This is a genomic window from Neobacillus sp. S1227 (assembly GCF_055385255.1).
Window position 1 is genome coordinate 2,320,236 of the sequence record NZ_AP038276.1, and the last position, 21,172, is coordinate 2,341,407.

General features: G+C 39.1%; 24 protein-coding genes and 1 other annotated feature. Of the genes, 11 read left to right on the forward strand and 13 right to left on the reverse strand.

Annotation, left to right across the window (positions count from 1 at the left end):
* Positions 1-2 precede the first annotated feature (2 nt).
* The 3 genes from ACZ5AE_RS11795 to ACZ5AE_RS11805 form a co-directional block, all read right to left on the reverse strand.
* Positions 3-464 (reverse strand): MarR family winged helix-turn-helix transcriptional regulator, encoded by a 462-nt coding sequence (locus ACZ5AE_RS11795; RefSeq protein ID WP_464572475.1) that lies wholly within the window; start codon positions 462-464, stop codon positions 3-5.
* Positions 465-598: 134 nt separating this feature from the next.
* The gene (locus ACZ5AE_RS11800; protein ID WP_464572477.1) at positions 599-799 is read right to left on the reverse strand and encodes a hypothetical protein; all 201 of its coding nucleotides are present in this window, start codon (positions 797-799) and stop codon (positions 599-601) included.
* Positions 800-901: 102 nt separating this feature from the next.
* Positions 902-1,039 carry a hypothetical protein gene (locus ACZ5AE_RS11805; protein WP_464572479.1) on the reverse strand — a complete coding sequence of 46 codons (138 nt, stop codon included), beginning with the start codon at positions 1,037-1,039 and terminating at the stop codon, positions 902-904.
* A 170-nt stretch (positions 1,040-1,209) separates the two neighbouring features.
* Positions 1,210-1,424 (forward strand) — a binding site (T-box leader).
* A gap of 94 nt (positions 1,425-1,518) precedes the next feature.
* On the opposite strand from ACZ5AE_RS11805, the gene proS reads away from it, so the two are divergent.
* Complete coding sequence (proS, locus tag ACZ5AE_RS11810) at positions 1,519-2,949, forward strand: proline--tRNA ligase (protein WP_464572481.1); 1,431 nt, start codon at positions 1,519-1,521, stop codon at positions 2,947-2,949.
* 63 nt (positions 2,950-3,012) lie between these two features.
* Positions 3,013-3,573 carry a GNAT family N-acetyltransferase gene (locus tag ACZ5AE_RS11815; RefSeq protein WP_464572483.1) on the forward strand — a complete coding sequence of 187 codons (561 nt, stop codon included), beginning with the start codon at positions 3,013-3,015 and terminating at the stop codon, positions 3,571-3,573.
* Between the two features lie 21 nt (positions 3,574-3,594).
* On the opposite strand, the gene ACZ5AE_RS11820 is transcribed toward ACZ5AE_RS11815, so the two are convergent.
* The gene (locus tag ACZ5AE_RS11820; RefSeq protein WP_464573605.1) at positions 3,595-4,191 is read right to left on the reverse strand and encodes a YdcF family protein; all 597 of its coding nucleotides are present in this window, start codon (positions 4,189-4,191) and stop codon (positions 3,595-3,597) included.
* 223 nt (positions 4,192-4,414) lie between these two features.
* On the opposite strand from ACZ5AE_RS11820, the gene hmpA reads away from it, so the two are divergent.
* Positions 4,415-5,680 carry an NO-inducible flavohemoprotein gene (gene hmpA / locus ACZ5AE_RS11825; RefSeq protein ID WP_464572485.1) on the forward strand — a complete coding sequence of 422 codons (1,266 nt, stop codon included), beginning with the start codon at positions 4,415-4,417 and terminating at the stop codon, positions 5,678-5,680.
* Positions 5,681-5,803: 123 nt separating this feature from the next.
* Here hmpA and ACZ5AE_RS11830 read toward each other — a convergent pair whose 3' ends face one another.
* Positions 5,804-6,652 carry a DegV family protein gene (locus ACZ5AE_RS11830; RefSeq protein WP_464572487.1) on the reverse strand — a complete coding sequence of 283 codons (849 nt, stop codon included), beginning with the start codon at positions 6,650-6,652 and terminating at the stop codon, positions 5,804-5,806.
* A gap of 228 nt (positions 6,653-6,880) precedes the next feature.
* Here ACZ5AE_RS11830 and ACZ5AE_RS11835 point away from each other — a divergent pair, with 228 nt between their 5' ends.
* From ACZ5AE_RS11835 to ACZ5AE_RS11860, 6 genes are all read left to right on the forward strand, one after another.
* Positions 6,881-7,657 carry an SGNH/GDSL hydrolase family protein gene (locus ACZ5AE_RS11835; protein WP_464573606.1) on the forward strand — a complete coding sequence of 259 codons (777 nt, stop codon included), beginning with the start codon at positions 6,881-6,883 and terminating at the stop codon, positions 7,655-7,657.
* Positions 7,658-7,669: 12 nt separating this feature from the next.
* Positions 7,670-8,584 (forward strand): ABC transporter ATP-binding protein, encoded by a 915-nt coding sequence (locus ACZ5AE_RS11840; RefSeq protein WP_464572489.1) that lies wholly within the window; start codon positions 7,670-7,672, stop codon positions 8,582-8,584.
* Entirely contained in the window at positions 8,577-9,557 is a 981-nt protein-coding gene (locus ACZ5AE_RS11845; RefSeq protein ID WP_464572491.1) for an ABC transporter permease, read from the forward strand. Before ACZ5AE_RS11840 ends, ACZ5AE_RS11845 begins: the two co-directional genes overlap by 8 nt.
* A 73-nt stretch (positions 9,558-9,630) precedes the next feature.
* Entirely contained in the window at positions 9,631-9,999 is a 369-nt protein-coding gene (locus ACZ5AE_RS11850) for a VOC family protein (RefSeq protein WP_464572493.1), read from the forward strand.
* 165 nt (positions 10,000-10,164) lie between these two features.
* Positions 10,165-10,725, forward strand: coding sequence for a hypothetical protein (locus tag ACZ5AE_RS11855; RefSeq protein WP_464572495.1), 561 nt, complete (start codon positions 10,165-10,167; stop codon positions 10,723-10,725).
* Between the two features lie 136 nt (positions 10,726-10,861).
* Positions 10,862-10,987 carry a hypothetical protein gene (locus ACZ5AE_RS11860; RefSeq protein ID WP_464572497.1) on the forward strand — a complete coding sequence of 42 codons (126 nt, stop codon included), beginning with the start codon at positions 10,862-10,864 and terminating at the stop codon, positions 10,985-10,987.
* Between the two features lie 70 nt (positions 10,988-11,057).
* On the opposite strand, the gene ACZ5AE_RS11865 is transcribed toward ACZ5AE_RS11860, so the two are convergent.
* The 7 genes from ACZ5AE_RS11865 to ACZ5AE_RS11895 all read right to left on the reverse strand — a co-directional run bounded on the left by ACZ5AE_RS11865 (position 11,058) and on the right by ACZ5AE_RS11895 (position 17,792).
* Positions 11,058-11,267 (reverse strand): twin-arginine translocase TatA/TatE family subunit, encoded by a 210-nt coding sequence (locus tag ACZ5AE_RS11865; RefSeq protein WP_213115994.1) that lies wholly within the window; start codon positions 11,265-11,267, stop codon positions 11,058-11,060.
* A 73-nt stretch (positions 11,268-11,340) separates the two neighbouring features.
* Positions 11,341-12,537, reverse strand: coding sequence for a D-alanyl-lipoteichoic acid biosynthesis protein DltD (gene dltD / locus ACZ5AE_RS11870; protein ID WP_464572499.1), 1,197 nt, complete (start codon positions 12,535-12,537; stop codon positions 11,341-11,343).
* Complete coding sequence (gene dltC / locus ACZ5AE_RS11875) at positions 12,534-12,770, reverse strand: D-alanine--poly(phosphoribitol) ligase subunit 2 (RefSeq protein WP_464572501.1); 237 nt, start codon at positions 12,768-12,770, stop codon at positions 12,534-12,536. The genes dltD and dltC overlap by 4 nt, the downstream gene beginning before the upstream one ends.
* Position 12,771: 1 nt before the next feature.
* A complete protein-coding gene (gene dltB / locus ACZ5AE_RS11880; protein WP_464572503.1) occupies positions 12,772-13,941 on the reverse strand; it encodes a D-alanyl-lipoteichoic acid biosynthesis protein DltB in 1,170 nt (389 codons plus the stop codon).
* Positions 13,938-15,455 carry a D-alanine--poly(phosphoribitol) ligase subunit DltA gene (dltA, locus tag ACZ5AE_RS11885; protein ID WP_464572505.1) on the reverse strand — a complete coding sequence of 506 codons (1,518 nt, stop codon included), beginning with the start codon at positions 15,453-15,455 and terminating at the stop codon, positions 13,938-13,940. The genes dltB and dltA overlap by 4 nt, the downstream gene beginning before the upstream one ends.
* A gap of 15 nt (positions 15,456-15,470) precedes the next feature.
* Entirely contained in the window at positions 15,471-15,620 is a 150-nt protein-coding gene (dltX, locus tag ACZ5AE_RS11890) for a teichoic acid D-Ala incorporation-associated protein DltX (protein WP_464572507.1), read from the reverse strand.
* A 1,122-nt stretch (positions 15,621-16,742) separates the two neighbouring features.
* A complete protein-coding gene (locus ACZ5AE_RS11895) occupies positions 16,743-17,792 on the reverse strand; it encodes a M42 family metallopeptidase (RefSeq protein ID WP_464572509.1) in 1,050 nt (349 codons plus the stop codon).
* A 151-nt stretch (positions 17,793-17,943) separates the two neighbouring features.
* On the opposite strand from ACZ5AE_RS11895, the gene ACZ5AE_RS11900 reads away from it, so the two are divergent.
* A complete protein-coding gene (locus ACZ5AE_RS11900) occupies positions 17,944-18,651 on the forward strand; it encodes a DUF421 domain-containing protein (RefSeq protein WP_464572511.1) in 708 nt (235 codons plus the stop codon).
* A 69-nt stretch (positions 18,652-18,720) separates the two neighbouring features.
* On the opposite strand, the gene corA is transcribed toward ACZ5AE_RS11900, so the two are convergent.
* Positions 18,721-19,671, reverse strand: a complete 951-nt coding sequence (gene corA, locus ACZ5AE_RS11905) for a magnesium/cobalt transporter CorA (RefSeq protein WP_464572513.1) — start codon at positions 19,669-19,671, stop codon at positions 18,721-18,723.
* A 166-nt stretch (positions 19,672-19,837) separates the two neighbouring features.
* Between corA and ACZ5AE_RS11910 the strand changes: the two genes are divergently transcribed.
* The gene (locus ACZ5AE_RS11910; RefSeq protein ID WP_464572515.1) at positions 19,838-21,172 is read left to right on the forward strand and encodes a spore germination protein; all 1,335 of its coding nucleotides are present in this window, start codon (positions 19,838-19,840) and stop codon (positions 21,170-21,172) included.

Consider the following 21,172-nt stretch of genomic DNA (forward strand, 5'->3'; position numbering starts at 1 on the left):
TGTTATTCCCCCAGTTCTTCCAGTTTCTTGTTATCCAATATTTTTGCTAGTTTTTCATACGTGTTAATAAAGTTTGTGATTTCGGTTTCATCGAACTGTGTAATGATAGATTCAACTAATTGATGGACTTTTTCTTGGGCACTTTGAAACAGTTCGACGCCTTCTTTGGTTGGTGTTAAATAAACCACTCTCCGATCTTTTTCGTCTCTAGTTCGTTGTATTAAGCCTCTATCCGTCATTCGAGTGATAATAGCTGTTATTGCACTTTTATTGACCTGAAAAGCTTCGGCCAATTCCGTCGAGGTACATTCTCCTGTCTTCTGGATATATCTTAAGATGTAGTGCTGGTCATTGGTTAATTCGTTCCCAAGCTGATTTTTAATTAGGGCCTCCGCTTTTCTATGTACCTGAAAAGAAATGTTTACATAGCGGTCAATTAAATCCTGAATTGTGTTGTTATCCATTTTGCTTCCACCCCATTAATTTATAAAAAAGTAGTTAACCTATTGAATTATTCACCTGTTAAACTATATAACAAAGTAAATATTGTGTCAATTAGGAACAATGAGCAAAAAAAAAGACCTTGATTATATAACAATCAAGGCCATTTCTCTATATGTTTTTGTAGTCTTTTTCTTTTCGTGATTCTTCTAATTAGATATATGCCAGCAATCAATGCCAGTACATTTAATGAATCGCCAAAGTTAATCGTTAAACTGAAATGATTATTAACATTAACATCATTTTTATTGTTGTTTGTAGTAGGACCACTTTTTAATCCCGGTTCTTTCTTTATCACATCCTGCCCCCCCTTAGAAATCTATCATTTCTCTATTGATATTCGGGGCAAGGGGGGAAAATGCTAGATTTTAAAAATTGTTTTTTTATCCTTATCTTCGGTTTACTCTTCATCTTTTTCCTTATCTACAGCATTATGAAAAATGCGTTTCAGGGCTTCATTTTGCATTCTCATGTATTCAAGCAATGCTTCTTTTTCCTCCTCATCGAGCACGAGTTCATCCTTTTTTTCCTGTTTCATGCAAACCACCCCAATTTAGCTATTAATAGCATTTTAACTGATTCGGAACGTCAATTAAAGAGGTATCAAAAATTAAAAAATGGCGATAATGGTTATTGCTGATGAAAAATATTCCTTTGAAGGAATTGACTTTTAGCTATGGGAAATATATAATTTTTTCAAAAATATAAACTGAAACAATGACGGGGATTAGTAAAATGAAAAGGTCTTACCAAGAGAGGGAGCCATTGGTGCGAGGTTTCTTAAGACGGTCATTTGAACCTGCCTCCGAGTTCTGTATCGGATGGATTGAAGATACATGCGGATCAAATCCGTTATCATGGAAAGAGTATAAAGCATTCGCTTTATGAATTTAGGGTGGTACCGCCAGGCCTTGGTCCCTTTTTAGGATCAGGGCCTTTTTATATGTAAAAAATTAAATGCGTCTATAGCAGGCGCTGGAGCGGGAAATATTTTTTAGAAAATGATGAGGTGTCAAAATGGCTAAGGAATTTGTAAAAGATATTACTGCGATGGATGAGGACTTCGCGCAGTGGTATACAGATGTTGTCACAAAAGCAGATTTAATCGATTATTCAAGCGTTCGCGGTTCGATGATTATTCGGCCATACGGATTTGCCCTGTGGGATAATATCAAAAATGAACTGGACCGCCGCATTAAAGAAACGGGGCATGAAAATGTGTATATGCCTTTATTTATTCCGGAAAGCCTGCTGCAAAAGGAGAAGGACCACGTTGAAGGGTTTGCTCCTGAAGTTGCCTGGGTAACTCACGGAGGCTCTGAAGAACTTGCTGAAAGACTGGTAGTTCGCCCGACTTCTGAGGTTTTATTCTGCGAGCATTATAAAAATATCATCCATTCTTATCGTGATTTACCAAAACTATATAACCAATGGGCTAACGTTGTCCGTTGGGAGAAAACAACCCGCCCATTCTTAAGAACATTGGAGTTCTTATGGCAGGAAGGCCACACAGCACACGCAACAGACGAAGATGCGATGGAAGAAACGATCAAAATGTTAAATGTGTATGCTGAGGTTCTTGAAGGGATCCTAGCTATTCCAGTTGTAAAAGGGCAAAAAACTGAAAAAGAAAAGTTCGCCGGTGCAAAAGCCACCTTTACTGTTGAAAGCTTGATGCATGATGGAAAGGCGCTTCAGTCAGGGACTTCCCATCACTTTGGCACAGGCTTTGCTGAAGCATTCGGAATCCAATACACTGACAAAGATGGAAAACTGCAATATGTTCATCAAACATCATGGGGCTTTACAACAAGGGTTATCGGTGCACTAATTATGGTTCACGGCGATGACCGTGGTCTTGTCATTCCGCCAAAGGCTGCACCAACTCAAGTAATGATTGTTCCAATTGCGCAGCATAAAGAAGGCGTGCTTGATTTTGCGTATGAATTGAAAAATTCTCTTGGCAAAGTGGCTCGTGTCGATATTGATGCCAGTGATAAAAAGCCAGGCTGGAAGTTCAATGAGTATGAAATGAAAGGTATCCCTGTCCGTTTGGAAGTTGGTCCAAAGGATATCGAAAACAAGCAGGTAGTTTTGGTACGCCGCGACACTTTGGAAAAAATCGTCGTTTCTATGGACCAATTAGAAGAGAAGCTTGCTGCGCTCCTTGAGGAGATTCAGTCGAACCTGTACAACAAAGCATTGAAGCATCGTGAAGAAAGAACATCGGTTGCCACGACACTTGCTGAATTAAAAGAATCTTTAGAAGCAAAGCCAGGCTTTATCAAAGCTATGTGGTGCGGCGAGTTGGACTGCGAAGAAAAAATCAAAGAAGATACCGGGGCTACATCTCGTTGTATCCCATTCGAACAGGAAAAAGTATCAGCTAAATGCGTTTGCTGCGGAAAAGACGCAGATAAGATGGTTTACTGGGCAAAAGCATATTAATAAATACCTTTTTGGGGGGCTCTTTCAAAACGGAAGAGCCCATTTTTTTGGAGGTGCATAATAATGAAACCTATTTTACTAGATTTCCCAGAAGAATTTTACACAGAAAGATTAGTTATTCGTAAGCCGATGCCGGGTGACGGGAAAGCGGTGTATGAGGCAATGCAGACTTCTTTGACCGAACTGAAGCCGTGGATGCCCTGGGCCCACCGCGATCAATCTCCAGAAGAGGTAGAGGCTAACATGCGTGAAGCGCATGCGAAATTCCTCGCTAGAGAAGATCTGCGATTGCATATTTTTCATAAAGAAACCGGTGAATTTATTGCATCTTCCGGATTGCATAGGATCAATTGGGATGTTCCCAAATTTGAAATTGGCTACTGGATTGATACACGGCATAGTGGAAAAGGTTACATAACGGAAGCAGTTGAGAGGATTACCAATTTTGCCTTTCAAGAATTAAAAGCCAAGCGGGTTGAAATCCGCTGTGATTCCCAAAACGTGAAAAGCAGGGCCATTCCTGAACGTCTGGGGTTTGACCTGGAAGGCATTTTAAAAAATGATAGTAATTCTGTTGATGGAAATGAACCGAGAGATACATGTGTTTTTGCAAAAATAAAATAAAGGAATAAAAATACTCGACCACTAGAGTCGAGTTTTTATATTATCTAGGGATGTTACTAAATAATATTTTGTAATCGCTAAATATTCACGAAAATATGATTTTGGGACAGCGATCAACGGTGTTTCCGCAGGAAGCCCTTGTACCTTTAGGTCTGCGTCAGCTGCAAGTGATAAGGCACGATAGAGATGAAAGTCATTCGTTACTACAACACCATCTTTAGCAGATATCGGAATGAGCTTTTTTGAAAAACGTATATTTTCATATGTATCAGTTGATTTAGCTTCTAAAACAATCCGAGATTCGTTAATCCCAAGTTTCTGCAGTTCTCTTTTAATACATTCTGCTTCAGATATATCCTCTCCGGGACCTTGCCCTCCCGAAGCAATAGCTATCGTCCTCGAGTTTTTCTTTAAATATTTGGCAGCTGCATCTATTCGGCTTACTAATGTTAACGATGGTTCGGTGCCTTTCACTCTAGCGCCTAGAACAATTAGGTAATCAGCATTTTTAGATGGAACTACACCATAATTTAAGGAAATCTTATATTGTAAAAGGGCTGCATAAATGATCCCCGCCGCAAATATTACCCAAAACAATAAAAATACTTTTTTTCGAATCCTTACCATTAATTTTGCACCTCAATAATTTACTAATAATCTTTATTTTACATTATAAATGAATTAGCTGGAAAATTTTGCGGACTAAAGTAATAGTCTGAATTATTCAAAAATAGCAAAATGTGATTTACATCACTTTCACTCTATGATTTATATCATATAATTCATTACGGATATACAATTCACTACATATATAGTGGAAACACAAAGAGGAGTGATAAAGATGTTAGAACAAAAAACAATTGACATTATTAAATCAACAGTTCCAGTTTTAGAACAACACGGTGAAAAAATTACGACCCGCTTTTATCAGCTTATGTTCGGGAACCATCCTGAATTATTGAACATTTTCAATCATGCTAACCAAAAACAGGGAAGACAGCAAAAAGCTCTTGCCGGAACGGTGTATGCTGCAGCAATGTATATTGACAATCTTGAAGCCATTATTCCAGTTGTCAAACAAATCGCCCACAAGCATAGAAGCCTCGGTATCAAACCTGAGCATTATCCGATTGTTGGAAAACATTTGTTACTTGCCATCAAGGATGTTTTAGGAGATGCAGCAACTGATGAAATTATCGATGCCTGGGCTCAAGCTTATGAAGTAATTGCTGGTGCCTTCATCAGTGTGGAAGCAGAAATGTATGACCAAGCAGCTAATCAAACAGGCGGCTGGGACGGTTTCCGCAACTTTATCGTTGAACACAAGGTTGTCGAAAGTGATGTCATTACCTCCTTCTATTTAAAGCCTGAAGACCAAAAAGAAATTGCCGGCTTTGAACCAGGTCAATATATTAGTATTTTACTAGAGATTGAAGGGGAAAAGTTTACCCATATCCGTCAATACAGCTTATCAGATGCTCCGGGAAAAGATTACTATCGAATCAGCGTGAAACGCGAGGCTGGTACTCCAAATCCGGATGGAATCGTATCTAATTACCTTCATGATGAAGTAAAAGAAGGAGACATTTTAAAGGTAAGTGCGCCAGCAGGGGATTTTGTGTTAAATACTGAAAAAACGAATCCGGTCGTATTACTTAGCGGCGGTGTAGGTTTAACGCCAATGATGAGTATGTTAAAGACAGTCGTAGAACTTCAGCCGGAAAGAAAGGTAACCTTCGTCCATGCGGCTGCAAATGGTAATGTCCATGCGCTTAGGGAAGAAGTTGAAGAACTTGCACAGCTTGACAATGTAAATAGCTGCATATTCTACGATGCTCCAACAGAAGATGATCGCCAAAACAACCGGTTCGATGTTGAAGGCTATGTGACACGTGAATGGTTGCAAGAGAATGTTGCAATCGAAGATGCTGAATTCTATTTCTGCGGACCGGTTCCATTCATGAAGGCCATTAATGGCTATTTAAAAGGACTTGGGGTAACTGAAGAGAGAATCCACTTTGAATTCTTTGGACCAATGGGAAGTTTAGAAAATAATGAAAAAGATTCAGCCATTGCCGAACGTTCTGAGGACTTAGTTACAGTTTAATAAACAAAAACCCGAATTCCCAAGAATGGAAATTCGGGTTTTATTTTTTGCTAATAGGAAAGTATAAATTCAACTATGTCTCTGTCTTCGTCCTATCGGACTCGCCAATCGGCGAGTTTTCATTTATTCACAAACCCAGGAAAGACCTGTCGTCCCGACCCCGGTATGAACTCCTGCAACGGTTATCAGCATCATTATCTCGGTTTTCAGGTTTGGAAAGGTTTCATGGAGCAATTTCTCCAGTTCTGAAGCCTTTTTTGAATCGTTCGCGTGAAGAATAGCCGCTTTTTGGACCTTTTTTGTTTCCAAATCTTCTTTTAATGTTTTTATTAGCCAAGCAAAGGCTTTTTTATCGGAACGGACCTTATCTTTAATTTTTGCTGTACCTTCCTCGATGGCTAATATCGGCTTAATATTTAGAAGAGATGCTAGGATTTTTTGTCCGCCTGAGACGCGGCCGCTTTTGTGCAGCTGATCGAGATTAGAAGGGACTAAAAATAGGCGCGTATGATCACGCAAAGCATTTAACTGGTTTACAACCTCTTCAATTTCAAGTCCCTGTTCAACAAGCTCAATCCCTCTATTAATAATAAAGGAAAGCGGATATGAACCTGTAAGAGAATCAATTGCGTAAAGTGTAAAGCCAGCCATATTAGCGGCTAATACGGAAGTTTGATAGGTACCGGTTAGAACACTTGATGCATGGATAGCAATCCCGAAATCATATTCCTCCTTCAACCTTTCATAGAGCTCTAGGAAATCATTGATGGACGGCTGGGACGATTGAAATTTTCCATCCTCATTTTTCATTTGTTCATAAAATTCCTCTTGAGTAATATCAATCGTTTCCTTGTAAAATTCATCGTTAATAACAACGTGCAGCGGGACAACATGTATGTCATTTTTCTCGATAAATTCCAAAGAGAGAGAAGATGTTGTATCGGTAATCCATGCGATCTTTGCCTTGTTCATAAGTCCTCTTCCTTCCGCGTATTTCAATAGATGTATTGACTTTTGTAATAGCTTACATTTTAGATTAACAAATCATGTAGTTTTCATAACTACATAAAAGATACTAGAATCGTATTATTGAGTCAATAAATATTTTTAGTTTCGCTTAAAATTCACAATTCAAATTTGCTTCCCAAACAATTAGTGTTTAAATTAAAAGATAGAAGAAGGTCAGAAAGGATGAACAAATTGGGTAAGAATTCAATTCGTGCGATAACGGGCGTGGCAGCCCTCCTTTGTCTCCTCTGGCTGGCAGGACTTGGCTGGGCAGTTGGGGAATATTATGCAGGTCCATCAGAAAAAATCTCAAAGCCATCCGTTTCGGAGCAGAAAGCTGAACATAAAAAGGGTTTAGTCGTAGTGGCTCTGGGAGATTCTTTAACACGAGGAACAGGTGATGAGACGGGTAAAGGCTATGTAGGTGTCCTAGTAGACGAAATCAAGGAAAAAACCAAAAAGACTGTTCAACTGACCAACCTCGGCATTAATGGCCAAAGATCTGAGCAGCTTCGCAATCAGGTTCAGGAGGAGGAGGTCGGAAGACAAATCCAAAAGGCAGATGTTGTGCTGGTGACGATTGGCGGCAACGATTTGTTTCGAGGCGGGCAGGGTTTAATAGATTTTCAAGCGGTAGATATAACAGCCATCGAGAAAAAATATCTGGATAATTTGAATTTTATTTTCACTGAAATCCGCAAGCATAACCAGACTGCCAATGTGTTCTTTGTTGGTTTATACAATCCTTTCATAGAATTAAATCAAGGAAAAGAAATGTCTAAAGTCGTTCGAAAATGGAATTACGACAGTGCTGAAGTTAGTGCCGTATTCCCTAAAATCGTATTTGTTCCGACGTTCGATTTATTTGAATTGAAGGTAAATGATTATTTATATTCGGATAAGTTCCACCCAAATCAAAAAGGGTATCGGCTAATAGCTGAACGAGTAGCTGCATTGATGACATGGTAAGGAGTTAAACCTATGGAGAAAAAAATAACATTGTCCGTTAGGGATTTGAAAAAAGTAATTGGGCGTAAAGAGATTATCAAGGGATTAAGCTTTGAGTTGCGGGAAGGAGAGGTATTCGGTTTCCTCGGGCCAAATGGCGCTGGCAAAACAACGACAATCCGTATGCTTGTCGGTCTCATCAAGCCAACCTCCGGAACAATACAAATTTGTGGTTTTAACATTAGAGATCATTTTCAAAAGGCCATGGAAAATCTGGGCTGTATTGTCGAAAATCCAGAGTTATACCCATATTTGTCGGGCTATAATAACCTGCTTCATTTTGCGCGAATGCTAGATGGGATCGGCGAAGAACGAATTAAGGAAGTAACCGAGCTTGTCGGCTTGACCGAAAGAATACAAGATAAAGTAAAAACTTACTCACTTGGTATGCGGCAGCGCCTGGGAATCGCCCAAGCACTATTAGGAAATCCGAAGGTCCTTATTCTAGATGAGCCGACAAACGGACTAGATCCTGCCGGAATTCGTGAAATGCGGGAATTTATCCGCTTTTTGGCTGAACAGGAGGGCTTGAGTGTCCTTGTCTCGAGCCATTTATTAAGTGAAATTCAGTTATTGTGTGACCGTGTTGCCATTATTTCAAAAGGTGCCATCATTCGCATTGATACTGTTGAAAAGTTGTTATCAAATCGTGAAAGAGTCGTCTGGCGTCTTGCTCCGTTTGACAAAGGAAAACAAGTATTAGAAGGTATGACAGCAATAGAAGAAAAAGAAGACGGTACCATTTTAACAGAGTTCGACGAACAAAGAACGCCTGAATGGAATAAACAACTTGTTGAAGCTGGGGTTTCGGTGCTTGAATTTCATCGTAAGCTTCCTGTACTCGAAGATTTGTTCCTTGAGCTTACTGGGGGTGAGACAATTGCATAAATTGATTCAAAATGAAATGCTTAAGCTGATAGCCAAGAAACGATTAATCGTAATTGGCATCATCATTGGGGTCCTTGTCATGTTGTTTACTTATGCTCAATATAAGCAGATTGAAACACAGCGGGAGAAATTGGGCACCAGTGATTGGCGGACCATCCTTCAGCAGCAGATTGTCGACACAACCAACCGGTTATCGAGCAGCCGGATTTCAGACGAATGGAAAAAACAACTGCAAATCTCGCTTCAGCAGCAGCAGTATTACCTTGAACATGATATAAATCCCTCAGAACCTGGGGCGCCAACTTTTATGAGGATTTTTCTAGAAAATTCGATTGACCTGTTTATTCCTTTGATGGTGATGGTAATAGCCAGTGACTTAGTTTCATCTGAACATAGTCTGGGCACTGTCAAACTGCTTTTAACTCGACCTGTCAAAAGGTGGAGAATCCTCTTGAGCAAATACATAACACTTTGCCTGGCAGTTTCATTAATTATTGCCATTGCCGGAATTCTCTCATATGGAATTTCTGGACTTGTTTTCGGATACAAAGGGTGGGGTACACCGATCCTGACTGGATTCAGCGTTACCGATACTGGGTTAAATACATCCGATGTAAGGCTCTTAAGTCTTTGGAAGTTTTTATTAATGGATTTTGGACTCGTTTGGTTTGTGGCCATCGTCGTAGGCACCTTGTCGTTTATGTTATCGGTTTTAATCCGCAGTACCGCGGCAGGCATGGGGGTTATGCTGGCAGCCTTAATTTCTGGGGCGATTTTAAATAACATGGTTTCATCGTGGAAATCGGCCAAATACTTTTTTATGGTGAATTTAAGACTAACGGACTATATGAAGGGGAACGCACCACCAATTGAAGGTATGACGCTGTCGTTTTCATTGCTCACTCTTTTTGTGTGGTGGGCGGCAGCATTAATGGTATCGTTTATGATTTTTACTAAGCGGGATGTTTACTAAATTAACATTTGTTAGAAATTTTAAATTTTTGTAAAATAAAAGGTGTAAATGAAGTAAATGGGGGGGATTCAATATGTCATTTGTCGTCAAAAAAATTGATCATGTTCAACTAGCTGCTCCAAAAGGTTGTGAAGAAGAAGCGAGAAAATTTTTTGGAGAAATTTTAGGATTAGCCGAGGTGGAGAAACCGGAGGAATTAAAGAAACGCGGTGGCGTTTGGTTTGAGTTTGGTACGTTCCAAATTCATATTGGGGTAGAGGAGCCCTTTAGCCCCGCTAAAAAAGCCCATCCTGCCTTGGTTGTGGAAAACATCACTGCCTTAAAAGAGCATCTTAGTAATAACAATATACCTTTTACTGCAGACGACAATCTCCCTGGTGCAAACCGAATCCATCTGCATGATCCATTCGGAAACCGCCTTGAGTTATTGGAATGGATATAGAAAACAGCCCGCTGTCACAAGCGGGCTGTCTCTTTTTCTAATCAATATAATCACTAAAATTTTGTCAAAATGGTAAATTTTTTTTCGTAAATGGGGAATTATAAATACGTGCCAAATTACATTTATTGGTTTCGGAAATATAAAAGATTTAGAAAGGAGATTTTTATGAAAAGCAAAATTGCTTGTTTATTATTGGGACTGTTCTTGGTGGTACCTGGTCTTGGGAAGGCGAATATGGTGCCTGACACTACTGGGAAACAGCTTGAAAAACCATGTGACTGCGAAGCGGAAGAGGCTAAGCACGAACATGGGAATCATCGTGACTGGCAGGCTAAAATGGCAGAACGGCAGAAGCTGCTTTTATCATGGGTAGAGAAATATACTCCAGATAAGAAAAAAGAATGGGAGGCTGTTCTGAAGGAGAGAAATGCTCTTCGCACCAAATGGATGGGTCCGGAAAATGCCGTAAAACGGGAGCAATGGAAGAAAGAGAAAATGCAAAAAATGACTGAGCTTAAGAAACAATTAGATGAAGGGAAAATTACCAAAGAAGAATTTATCAAAAAGGCTCATGGTGAAAAAGATATGGTGAAATGGAAAACATTTCATGACCTTAGGCTTGCGGTAGAGAAGAACGATTCGAAAAAGGCAGCAGAAACCCTTAATCATTTATTAATACAATTTAAGGAACATAATGTGAAGCTGAAAGAAAAACTCGCTGAATAAAAAAATCTTAAAGGAAAAGCCAATTATTTCTAGTTGGCTTTTCCTTTTGAGCGTTTATCCCAATATAAAAAATTACATTATTAAAAGCTTGCCGAAGGGGAATTTTATAAGGGAGACATGAAAGGGGGGTATATGTATGGATCGAAAAAAATTATTGATGACAACCGTAGCATTAGGGGCTGCGTATTTAATGCGGAATGACAAGTCCCGTAAAAAAATCATGAATCAACTCCAGGGATTGGCAGAAAAATCAAGAAGATAATGACTAGAAAAAGGGCTGCCTCAACACGTGTGGAACCCCTTGTGTTTTGAGACAGCCCTCTTTTTAGAAATTATTTTGTAATGTCAACTTTTTTTGCCTCTTTAATGTCTTCATGTATTTCTGCTTTAATATCGTCAGCAATCCCGCTGGTGGCATTTTTAAATTCACGGATGGACTTACCAAAGGCACGGCCAATTTCCGGCAGTTTATTTGGACCAAAAATAACTAATGCTACAATTAAGATTAAAATCAATCCTGGTACTCCAATGTTGGAAAACATTCCTTCATCTCCTAGCGATGATTATTTGTTCAGGTATATTATACAGATTTACACGCCATTATTCTAGCACTGTCTATTCCAAGGCTACTGATGTATTTTTATTTCCATCATAGAAATCTTTAATGGCTTTATCAACATAAACCCAGCCTTTCCAACCAATATGAATAGTATCCTTCATAAAGTAGGGGTCGTATTCATGATTGGAGAAATCGGCAACCCGAAAGTCGTTCGCTTCAATTTGCTTCTTAATACGATCGTAGTAGGCGGTCCGGCCTTCTTGTGGGAAATCAGTATAGTCATACCATTTACCATTGACCGGAACTGAAATAAATAATGGTTCTGCCCCTGAATCCTTTAAAAGATCAAGGACAAGTTCAAAATCATCGTATTCAGGTGATTTGCCATAAGAAGCACCGGTTTTTGAGTTTTTTAATGAAGGCAATAATTTTCGAATTTTATTATACTGATAGTTACTAATATAAAAGGCATTATTCGTTGCTCTTTTCTCCCCATATCGGTTTGCCTGTTCGGCTAATTCAGTCCATGATTTATTTTTAACCGAGGGGCTTATCTCCCGGTTACGTGGGAAACCGCCAGCTAACGTATAATAAAGATCTTTCTTTTCCAATAACTCCCGATATGTGAACGCAATCGGACGTACCAGATAACTCTCCCTTTTAATCCACGGATCTTTTGTCAATTCCGCTAGGTACATTGTAGAAAGAATCGGATCGTTTTGTACAGGAGAGAACTGTAAAAGACGTTTCATAGCCTTTTTCTTAAGATCTGGATTAATATGTTTGTTAAATGCTAAATCATATCCCTGTAAAGAGGAATAGTTTGGAACAAAATGGGTTTCGTCTGTGCCTTCAGGTTGAAACCATTGAGGAGACAGAAAAAAGACTAACTTCTTGCCCTTGAGCTGCTGGGCATGTTCTGAAAAGTTTAGAAAATGGATTAACGATTCCATTCCTCCCCGGCCAACAAGAAAAGGGGTAAAATCAGCACTAGTTTCTTGAAAATAATTGTTCGGGTGAAAACGGTCTAGCCTTGCCAGCTCAGAAGACCCATAAATAGGTAAATAACGAGGATCCTCAAGCATCTTATCCTGAACATACTTACCTTGAAACATAAATGGATTTAATTCTGTCGCTGCTTGTGCGACCCTGTTTTTTGGAATCATACCGATAATCCAATTATTGGGTATCCCAATGATCATAACCAATCCAAGAAAGGCTATGAGGATGGGAGAAAATATGGCTTTTTTCATTTTAAATCAGCCAGCTGATTGGCAATCTGATTCGGTGTATTCCAAGTTTCACGGTCAAATTCTGTAATTGGAACTGTTATACCGAAATGTTCCTCAGCTTGAACAAGCAGTTCGACTGTTCCGAATGAATCTAATAAACCGGTATCAAATAAATCAATATCCGGATTTTCCTTCACAATATCGTCTTGACAAATTTCTGCCAACAAAGAAAGCACTTCATTTTTGAATTCCATCTTAATCAAGCTCCTTTATGAATAATTGTCCAGAGAAAATATAAAAACCAAAGCAAATGAAATGAAAGGTAATCACAATCGAGATGAAATTTGTCCATTTATTTTGCGGCCACCATTTATGCTTTTTATTCATTTGCTCAAAAGAATTATAGGCAACCATTAAAACAGCGTGGTAAATCCCATAAATGATATATTGAAACTCAAGTCCGTGCCAGACTCCCATTAATAAAAACAGCAAAATGTAGCCCAGATTTGAGAGCAGGTACCTGTTTTTTGTCCATTTCTTCTTAGTCATCCAAAAGACAAATCTCATATAGACATAGTCCCTAAACCAAAAAGAAAGACTCATATGCCAGCGGTTCCAGAAATCTTTTATATTTCTGCTGAGAAATGGCTTATTAAAGTTTTCCGGTGATTTAATCCCCATAATAAAGCTGACACCAACTGCAAACGCACTATAACCGGCAAAGTCAAAAAATAGGTAAAGGCTGTAAGCATACATATAATAAAGATGATTCTCAAGATGACTGTGAGCAATAAATCTTAGATTGGCTATAAAATAGTGATTAATAGAGTATCCGATAATGTATTTATATAGGAAGCCGCGAAAAATTTTATTGATTCCTTCGTAAAGCAACAATTTATATTGTTCACCTGATATTTCAAGGTCCATATCTTTTTCAAAACGGCGATAGCGGTCAATCGGGCCCGAAGAAATAGTCGGGAAAAACAAGATAAAATAGAGCAGACGGGGAAAGGGAGGGTTTTTCTTAATAAGTCCATCCCTTGTTTCCATCACTAATTGTGTGCCCTTAAACGTTAAATATGAAATCCCTAGAAAACCGATGAAATTAACATTTGAAAAATAGGGCAGCAGCTTGGAAAGAACAAGCGGTAAAATCGATAGAATTACGGCACCATAAAAGACGCCATTGCGATTGCTCTTTTTTCTGTAAGAAATATATGACTGTATTAATACAACCTGCCAGACGGTAAATAGACTTAAGGCCGCAGCTTGCTTAAGAGATGAAGCGAAGATTAAGACCAGGGCAGCAACCGTAATCACCATATTGTAAGTGTGAAACCTTTTTCCCATAAGTCCCAGAATAGCAGTTGGCGCTAAAAGTAAAGCAAGGATGATAAAGAATGTAAAAGAACCATATGGTGTCATTGCAACACCAATTCCTTGAATTTTTTGCGGTCCATTTTTCCGTTTGCCGTCATTGGCAGTTCTTCAAAATAGGAGAATTTTCTCGGAATCATATAGGCGGGCAAAACCCCGCTGAGTTCTTTTTTGATAGCATTGGTCAACTGAAATTCCTTTTCAAACTCATGAGCAGTTGGAATAATGGCTGCAAGTAAATACTCTATTTTGTCATTTTGGTAAAATGGTATTACCGCTGCAGATTTAACATATTTGGAATTGGCAATATGATGTTCAATCTCCTCCAATTCCATCCGGTAGCCGTGCAGTTTGATTTGAAAATCCATTCTGCCTTTGTAGAAAATAAAACCTTTTTCGTCGATAAAGGCAGCGTCACCTGTTCGATAGGCCAGTTTATCTTCGAAACGAAGAAATGCTTTTTCGGTCAACTCTCTTTCCCCAAGATAGCCTTTACTTACACTAGGACCGACAATTATCATTTCACCTTTTTCTCCTGGTGGGACGAGGGTACCATTTTCATCGACAATGAAAATCTGGGTATCTGCTTTAGGTGTTCCAATTGGCAGATTAGGATTCGCTTCAAGCAATTCTGCTGTTACCTCAACGGAGGTTACCGCAACCGTCGCTTCCGTAGGCCCGTAGGTGTTATAAATCCTGGCATAAGGGAATCGTCCCATTAACTGCTGGCAAATCGCTGCCGGCAAGATTTCACCGCAAAATAAGAATATACGCAGTTCCGGTAATAGCTCTTGGTTAAAGGATGGATCCATTAAGCACATTTGCACGAAAGACGGAGTTGAGGTCCAGATCTCTGTTTTTGATTTTGCTAATGCTTCGAATAGCAGCTTTGGCTTGTCAATCATCTCTTTTGTAATAGCGAAAATAGTCCCTCCGCTTGCAAGTGCTGGATATAGGTCCATTACGGAAAGATCAAAAGAGTAGGGCGCCTGGTTTAAAAAACGCTGATTACTTGTGATTGGAAAGTCGTTCAACATCCAATCGACAAAGCTTTGCAGATTATCAGCGGAAATCTGCACACCTTTTGGATTGCCCGTACTGCCGGATGTATAGATAATGTAATAGTTTTCATCACCGTCAACCCAATTTTCAACATGGATAGGGCTTGTTGCTTCCTGTCTAACCATGATTTTTTCAAAATTAATAATAGTGACAGGAAGGTTATCAAAATCAAGGTCCATCCCGGTTGTATTGATAAACAATTCCGCGTGTGAAAGGCTTATGATCGTCATGATTCTATCGATTGGAATGGAGGTATCTACGGGGATATAAGCTAATCCCGCTTTTACACAGCCCAAAAAAGAACTAATCATGGAAGCATCCATATGGCCGTAGACAATCACCGGAGTTTTTCTTTCATTCATTTGGTTGAGAATATATGCTCCAATTTGTTCCGATTGTCTCCATAACTCACCATAAGTGATTTCTTCAGTGGGAGAGATATATGCCAATGTATTTGGATTTGTAAGTGCGAAACTCTGAAGGTTTGATAACATTTTCATCTTGGATGCCTCCCATTAAAAATCGTTATAAATATAAGCACCTGCGCTTGCGTCGTTGAAGCCGTACATAAAGAATAGTAAAAGGAGGATAAGCAAGTAATAAAAAAATCCGCCAAACCATTTTATCTTTTGATTGGCAAAGAAAACTCTCAATCTAGCAAACATTGGTAAATCCTCCAATATTGTTGTTTTTGACGTAGGTAAAATGAACCGCTTATTTACTGTACTAACTAATCATAAATAGCTTTTATTCCTGCCTCAATAAATAAAAACTTAATAAATTATTAAATTTAATTAAGAAACTCCAAAGGAATTGGGGGGGAGTACAGGCAGTTGAAAAGTTTGTTGATTTGCGCTCCAGGCGCGAGCAGTTCGCGTGCGTGCCGAGGAGGCTCCATTGCCCCGTACTCTCGCAAGAGTCTTCGCGCCTTCCGCACAACGGGTGTATTCAATAAAGACCTTCAACTCACAATGCATAACCAAAGTCCCTCATAAAACAAATGAAGGACAAAATCGAAGGAATTTGAGAGGGAAATGTCCTTCATAAAGCTGATGAAGGACAAAATCGAAGGAATTCAAGAAGGAAATGTCTTTCATAAAGCTGATGAAGGACAAAATCAAAGAAATCCAAGAAGGAAATGTCCTTCATAAAGCTGATGAAGGACAAAATCGAAGGAATTCAAGAAGGAAATGTCCTTCATAAAGCTGATGAAGGACAAAATCGAAGGAATTCAAGAAGGAAATGTCCTTCATAAAGCTGATGAAGGACAAAATCGAAGGAATCCAAGAAGGAAATGTCCTTCATAAAGCTGATGAAGGACAAAATCAAAGAAATCCAAGAAGGAAATGTCCCTCATAAAGCTGATGAAGGACAAAATCAAAGAAATCCAAGAAGGAAATGTCCTTCATAAAGCTAGTGAAGTACAAAAAAGATTAAAGAATGCTAATGAATAAACGATCCCTTCTGCAGCCTTCCAAAAAAATAGATCGGCCATATTTAATTAGGATGAAAAGTGTCTTGCAATACTCTAGTTGATTTGCCTCCCAGTTGATTGGAGTGAGGGCATTCGACTCCTGCGGGATAGAGAGGTCACTGGAGACCCCGCATTCGCTTTCAGCGCTGAGGAGGCTCCAGGACCTCCTCGTGGAAAGCGAATGCCCGGAGCGGAAATCAACTGGCCTGTTAGCAGAGACAATCGTTAAAAAAGGTATTAGACAACATAAAAAAATCGCTGGGGACAATATCCATTCCCGAGTATCTGTACAATTATTTTTATTTAGAAGGCTTTATAAAATTAACTTAGATTGAATGTAATGATACAAAAGCTTGGCTGTGTTTTCTAGCGACGATTTGTGGGTCCGTTCAAACGCGTGTGATGAATCGATGCCAGGGCCGATTAAACCATGGACGATATCGTGTCCTGCCCGGATGGCAGCAGAGGCATCTGACCCATAGTGTGGATAGATATCAATCTTATATCCGATATTGTTTGCCTCTGCAAGCTGCACTAGATGTTTACGTAAGCCGTAATGATATGGACCGCTGGAATCCTTCACACAGATGGATACTGTGTATTCATCGGTTGACTGTCCCTCTCCCATTGCTCCCATATCTACCGCTAAATATTCAACCGTTTCCGGCGTAATATTGGAATTGCCTCCGTAACCAATTTCTTCATTATTTGAAATTAAAAAATGAGTCGTATATGGCAGAATAATATTCTCTGTTTTAAGCTGCTTTATTAATTGCAGGAGAACAGCCACGCTTGCTTTATCATCCAAGTGGCGGGACTTGATATATCCGCTCGGTGTCACCTCAACACGCGGGTCAAATGAAACAAAATCTCCGACTTCAATTCCAAGTGAGCGGACTTCTTCTGCTGTATGTACCCTCTCATCAATTCGAATTTCCATATTCTCCTGATTCCGTTCCGCTTTTCCGGCATCTTTGTAAACGTGGACGGATGTTTGATGCATCAGGATGGTTCCGGTATATTTCTTGCCGCTGGATGTTTCGATTTGGCAGTATTCACCTTCAATGGAATTATATTTAAATCCGCCAATCAGGTCAATGCGAAGCCTGCCATTAGCTTTAATTTCCTTTACCATGGCACCGAGGGTATCCACATGAGCGGTCAGCATCCTATGCTGGCTTTTGTCTTTGCCTTCCAATGTTGCAATAAGGCCGCCTTTACGATTTCTTTTCGTTTCAATCTGCAATTCAGCAAAGAATTTTTCAACAAAGGTAATCACATCATTCGTATTGCCGGATGGGCTTGGAATGGAGACTAACTCTGTTAATAGATTCATCGTATCTTCCGTATTTGGATATGCCACAATTACGTTCTCCTCTCTAAAATAGCGATCCCTTTTATTATACATCTAAATTTCTATGTTAATAAAAATGCATCTGGTTTAGATGCAAAAAAAAATCTAATACTAACATCGTGATAAAAGGTCGTCTTACTATTGCTAGGGGAGATACATTTTGGAATTAATCTATCGAACAATTATCGTATTTTTAGCAGGATACGTATTTTTAAGGGTGACAGGCAAAAAGGCTGTATCGCAAATGCATACCTTCGATCTTTTGTATATCTTTGTCCTAACAAATATTATTAGTACGCCTATTGAAGTAAATAAACTAGGCAAAGCTTTAACTTATGCAGCAATAACAGTCGTATTATATAAAATTTTAATTCGTCTATCATTACATAATAAATTAAGATGGATTATCTACGAAAGTCCTACAGTGTTAATTCGTAATGGTGATATTGATCGGACAGGACTGAAAAAGGTGCGAATGCCGATGAATGAATTATTATCACATTTAAGGGTGCAAGGGTATACAGATACGCAAAATATTGATCTTGCTGTGATGGAGGAAACGGGAAGCATTAGTGTGATACCCAAATCAGAATACCGGCCAATTCAGCCGAATGATTTGAATTTAAAGGTGAAGAAAGAGTATGTCCCAATACCTCTTATTATGGACGGGCAAATTATTTATCATAATCTAAAATATCTCCAACTAGAACAAGGCTGGCTGATGAACGAGGTAGAAAAAACGGGTGATAAAGTGGAGAACATCATATTAGCCACTTATTTAGAAAACGGCAAGTTATTTATTGATAATGATGTAATAAAGGAACATAAGGGGAATCCTTACTATTACAATCCGGGGGAAAAAAGTTAAATGATATCACAGGAGAATTTAAAGGGTGTCCCAAAAGTATGAAATAAATTGTTAAGGACACCCCTTTAGTTACTTAAACCATCCTTTCTTCTTAAACCATAGGAACATCCAAATCCCGACTAGGAACATCAGTAAAAGGACAGAAAAGTATCCATATTTCCAATTAAGTTCTGGCATATAATGAAAGTTCATTCCATAGAGGCCGGCAATAAAAGTAAGTGGCATAAAAATGGTTGTGATGACAGTCAAGACCTTCATGACATGGTTTGTCTGATGCGAGTTGATGGATATATAGCTATCCCGGATATCTGTCGTTAATTCCCTGTTTGCTTCAATCATTTCCGTTAGTTTCAACAAATGGTCATGAATATCGGAGAAATAGACCATTTTCCCTTGCATTTCCGTCATCCTCTGCGAATTTAACATTCGATAGATAAGGTCTCGCATCGGTGTAATCGTATGTCGTAACGAGAGAAGCTGATGCCTAGTATCGAACAAATCCTCCAATAAAAACTCCATCGATCTGCCTGATGAATTCTCATCAATCTCACTTAAGCGGTCTTCAATCTTATAAACAGGAGGAAAATAGTTATCGACCATTTTATCAATAATATTGTAAAGCACATGGGACGGATCCCATTTTTGAATATGTGGAGATTGACTTAAACGGTTCCATACCTCATTAATTTCCATTGAAGGGCTATGATGAAAGGTAACAATATAGTTTCCGCTAAGAAAGAAATCCACTTCTTCTTTTGAAATCGTTTCCAGGTTTAATGATTGAGTGACAAAAAATGTATAGTTTTCATAATAATCCAGCTTGGGCCTTTGTAAATGATGGATACAATCCTCAATCGCTAATGGGTGAAAAGAAAGTGGGTCCCTAAGGAATTCGATTTCCTCTTCAGTCGGCTGATTAAAATCAATCCAGTACCACTGGAAATTACCTTTCACCAAGTGAACGATATCCACATCTTCGACGATTTCCTTATTGTTTTTTATAGCAATGGTTCTTATCATATAGACTCCTTAAAAGCACACAAATGTTAAAAAAACTACTAAGATAATACCACTAAACACGTCGCAAAACCAAAAACATTACCCATAAATACCCTCTCTTTTTAGAATAAAATACCAGCCATTGTGGGACAGTAACGGACAAAGCAGTTGTTTAAGAGGGAGACATATGCCGACTACTAAAGTGGAATCCATCAAAAAAAGCCTAATGAACAAAATTCAAAAGGCGGAAGATGTAGTTTTTAAAGAAAACTTCACCAAGGAAAAATATCTAGAAACCTATTATATAAAATCAATTAGTGATGAACAGGTTTTGGGCCAATATGTCCTTAAACCTTTTTTTGAAATCCAAGGCACTGAGTTATTTCTAGATTACCTTCAATCCCATCCAAAAATATCAACGTTTAAGACCGTGGAGCAAACGGTCGAAAGTTTGCTTAGGGGAGAAGCAGTCCTTTTTTATCAGGACTATATTTTTTTATTTGACTGCAAGGTTGACCGTAATAATGCCGTTCAAGATACCACGGTGGAAACGACAATTCAAGGGCCGCAATCGGGGTTTAGCGAAAGCTTGCCGACAAATCTTGGACTGATCCGGCATCGTTATCCGGAAGCAACACTGAAAGTTGAATCTTCGCAAGTGGGGACTATTTCCAAGACGAAGGTGATGCTCCTTTATGACACTAGATTTGCTGACATGGAAACATTAGGCCGTATCAAAGAATTTTTGGGCGATGTCAAGATTAATATGTTTCAAACCGGGGAACAGCTGCTTGACAGCATCAAAAAAAGTAATCGTTCCCTGTTTCCAGTCATGCTTGTGACAGAAAGACCGGACCGAGTCGCCATAAACTTGTCTACAGGAAAAATAATTTTATTAATCCACGGTTCGCCATTTGCAGTTGTATTGCCGACTTCAATGAAGGACTTTATGGCTTCAATGGCTGATATTTATCAAACTTATTGGGTTGGGAAATTCCTGCAAACCTTGCGTTATATCGGCCTTTTTGTCAGCATAGTTTTACCGGGGCTGTATGTGGCGACAACTAGTTATAATCCGGAGATATATCGGGTGCAATTGGCCTTATCGATTGCTGGGAGCCGCAATCTTGTTCCGTATCCTTCATTTGTTGAAGTATTGCTGATGCTGTTTATGATGGAAATGTTGACAGAGGCCAGCATACGTCTGCCTAAAGCGATTGGACCAACGGCAACAACCGTAGGCGGTTTAATTTTGGGACAGGCAGCAACGGAGGCAGGGCTAGTGAGTAACATTATGATTATCATAGTATCGACTGTAGCCATTTCCAATTTTGTTGTCCCTATTAACGCCTTCAGTTTTTCAGTAAGAATTGTCAAATATATCGTTTTGGGACTCGCCACTGTGTTCGGGCTAGTCGGTGTAGGTATCGGGTTTTTGTTGTTTATTGCGTACATGGTTAAGCTTGACAGCTTTGGCCAGCCATTCCTTACATTAATACAAACGAAGCCAAATAAAAAATAA

What these genes read in the sequence shown, in the direction of transcription:
- ACZ5AE_RS11795 (WP_464572475.1), bottom strand. Translation starts at nt 464, where the DNA reads ATGGATAACAACACAATTCAGGATTTAATTGACCGCTATGTAAACATT.
- ACZ5AE_RS11805 (WP_464572479.1), bottom strand. Translation starts at nt 1,039, where the DNA reads ATGAAACAGGAAAAAAAGGATGAACTCGTGCTCGATGAGGAGGAAAAA.
- proS (WP_464572481.1), top strand. Translation starts at nt 1,519, where the DNA reads ATGGCTAAGGAATTTGTAAAAGATATTACTGCGATGGATGAGGACTTC.
- ACZ5AE_RS11815 (WP_464572483.1), top strand. Translation starts at nt 3,013, where the DNA reads ATGAAACCTATTTTACTAGATTTCCCAGAAGAATTTTACACAGAAAGA.
- hmpA (WP_464572485.1), top strand. Translation starts at nt 4,415, where the DNA reads ATGTTAGAACAAAAAACAATTGACATTATTAAATCAACAGTTCCAGTT.
- ACZ5AE_RS11830 (WP_464572487.1), bottom strand. Translation starts at nt 6,652, where the DNA reads ATGAACAAGGCAAAGATCGCATGGATTACCGATACAACATCTTCTCTC.
- ACZ5AE_RS11840 (WP_464572489.1), top strand. Translation starts at nt 7,670, where the DNA reads ATGGAGAAAAAAATAACATTGTCCGTTAGGGATTTGAAAAAAGTAATT.
- ACZ5AE_RS11850 (WP_464572493.1), top strand. Translation starts at nt 9,631, where the DNA reads ATGTCATTTGTCGTCAAAAAAATTGATCATGTTCAACTAGCTGCTCCA.
- ACZ5AE_RS11855 (WP_464572495.1), top strand. Translation starts at nt 10,165, where the DNA reads ATGAAAAGCAAAATTGCTTGTTTATTATTGGGACTGTTCTTGGTGGTA.
- ACZ5AE_RS11860 (WP_464572497.1), top strand. Translation starts at nt 10,862, where the DNA reads ATGGATCGAAAAAAATTATTGATGACAACCGTAGCATTAGGGGCTGCG.
- ACZ5AE_RS11865 (WP_213115994.1), bottom strand. Translation starts at nt 11,267, where the DNA reads ATGTTTTCCAACATTGGAGTACCAGGATTGATTTTAATCTTAATTGTA.
- dltD (WP_464572499.1), bottom strand. Translation starts at nt 12,537, where the DNA reads ATGAAAAAAGCCATATTTTCTCCCATCCTCATAGCCTTTCTTGGATTG.
- dltC (WP_464572501.1), bottom strand. Translation starts at nt 12,770, where the DNA reads ATGGAATTCAAAAATGAAGTGCTTTCTTTGTTGGCAGAAATTTGTCAA.
- dltB (WP_464572503.1), bottom strand. Translation starts at nt 13,941, where the DNA reads ATGACACCATATGGTTCTTTTACATTCTTTATCATCCTTGCTTTACTT.
- dltA (WP_464572505.1), bottom strand. Translation starts at nt 15,455, where the DNA reads ATGAAAATGTTATCAAACCTTCAGAGTTTCGCACTTACAAATCCAAAT.
- dltX (WP_464572507.1), bottom strand. Translation starts at nt 15,620, where the DNA reads ATGTTTGCTAGATTGAGAGTTTTCTTTGCCAATCAAAAGATAAAATGG.
- corA (WP_464572513.1), bottom strand. Translation starts at nt 19,671, where the DNA reads ATGATAAGAACCATTGCTATAAAAAACAATAAGGAAATCGTCGAAGAT.
- ACZ5AE_RS11910 (WP_464572515.1), top strand. Translation starts at nt 19,838, where the DNA reads ATGCCGACTACTAAAGTGGAATCCATCAAAAAAAGCCTAATGAACAAA.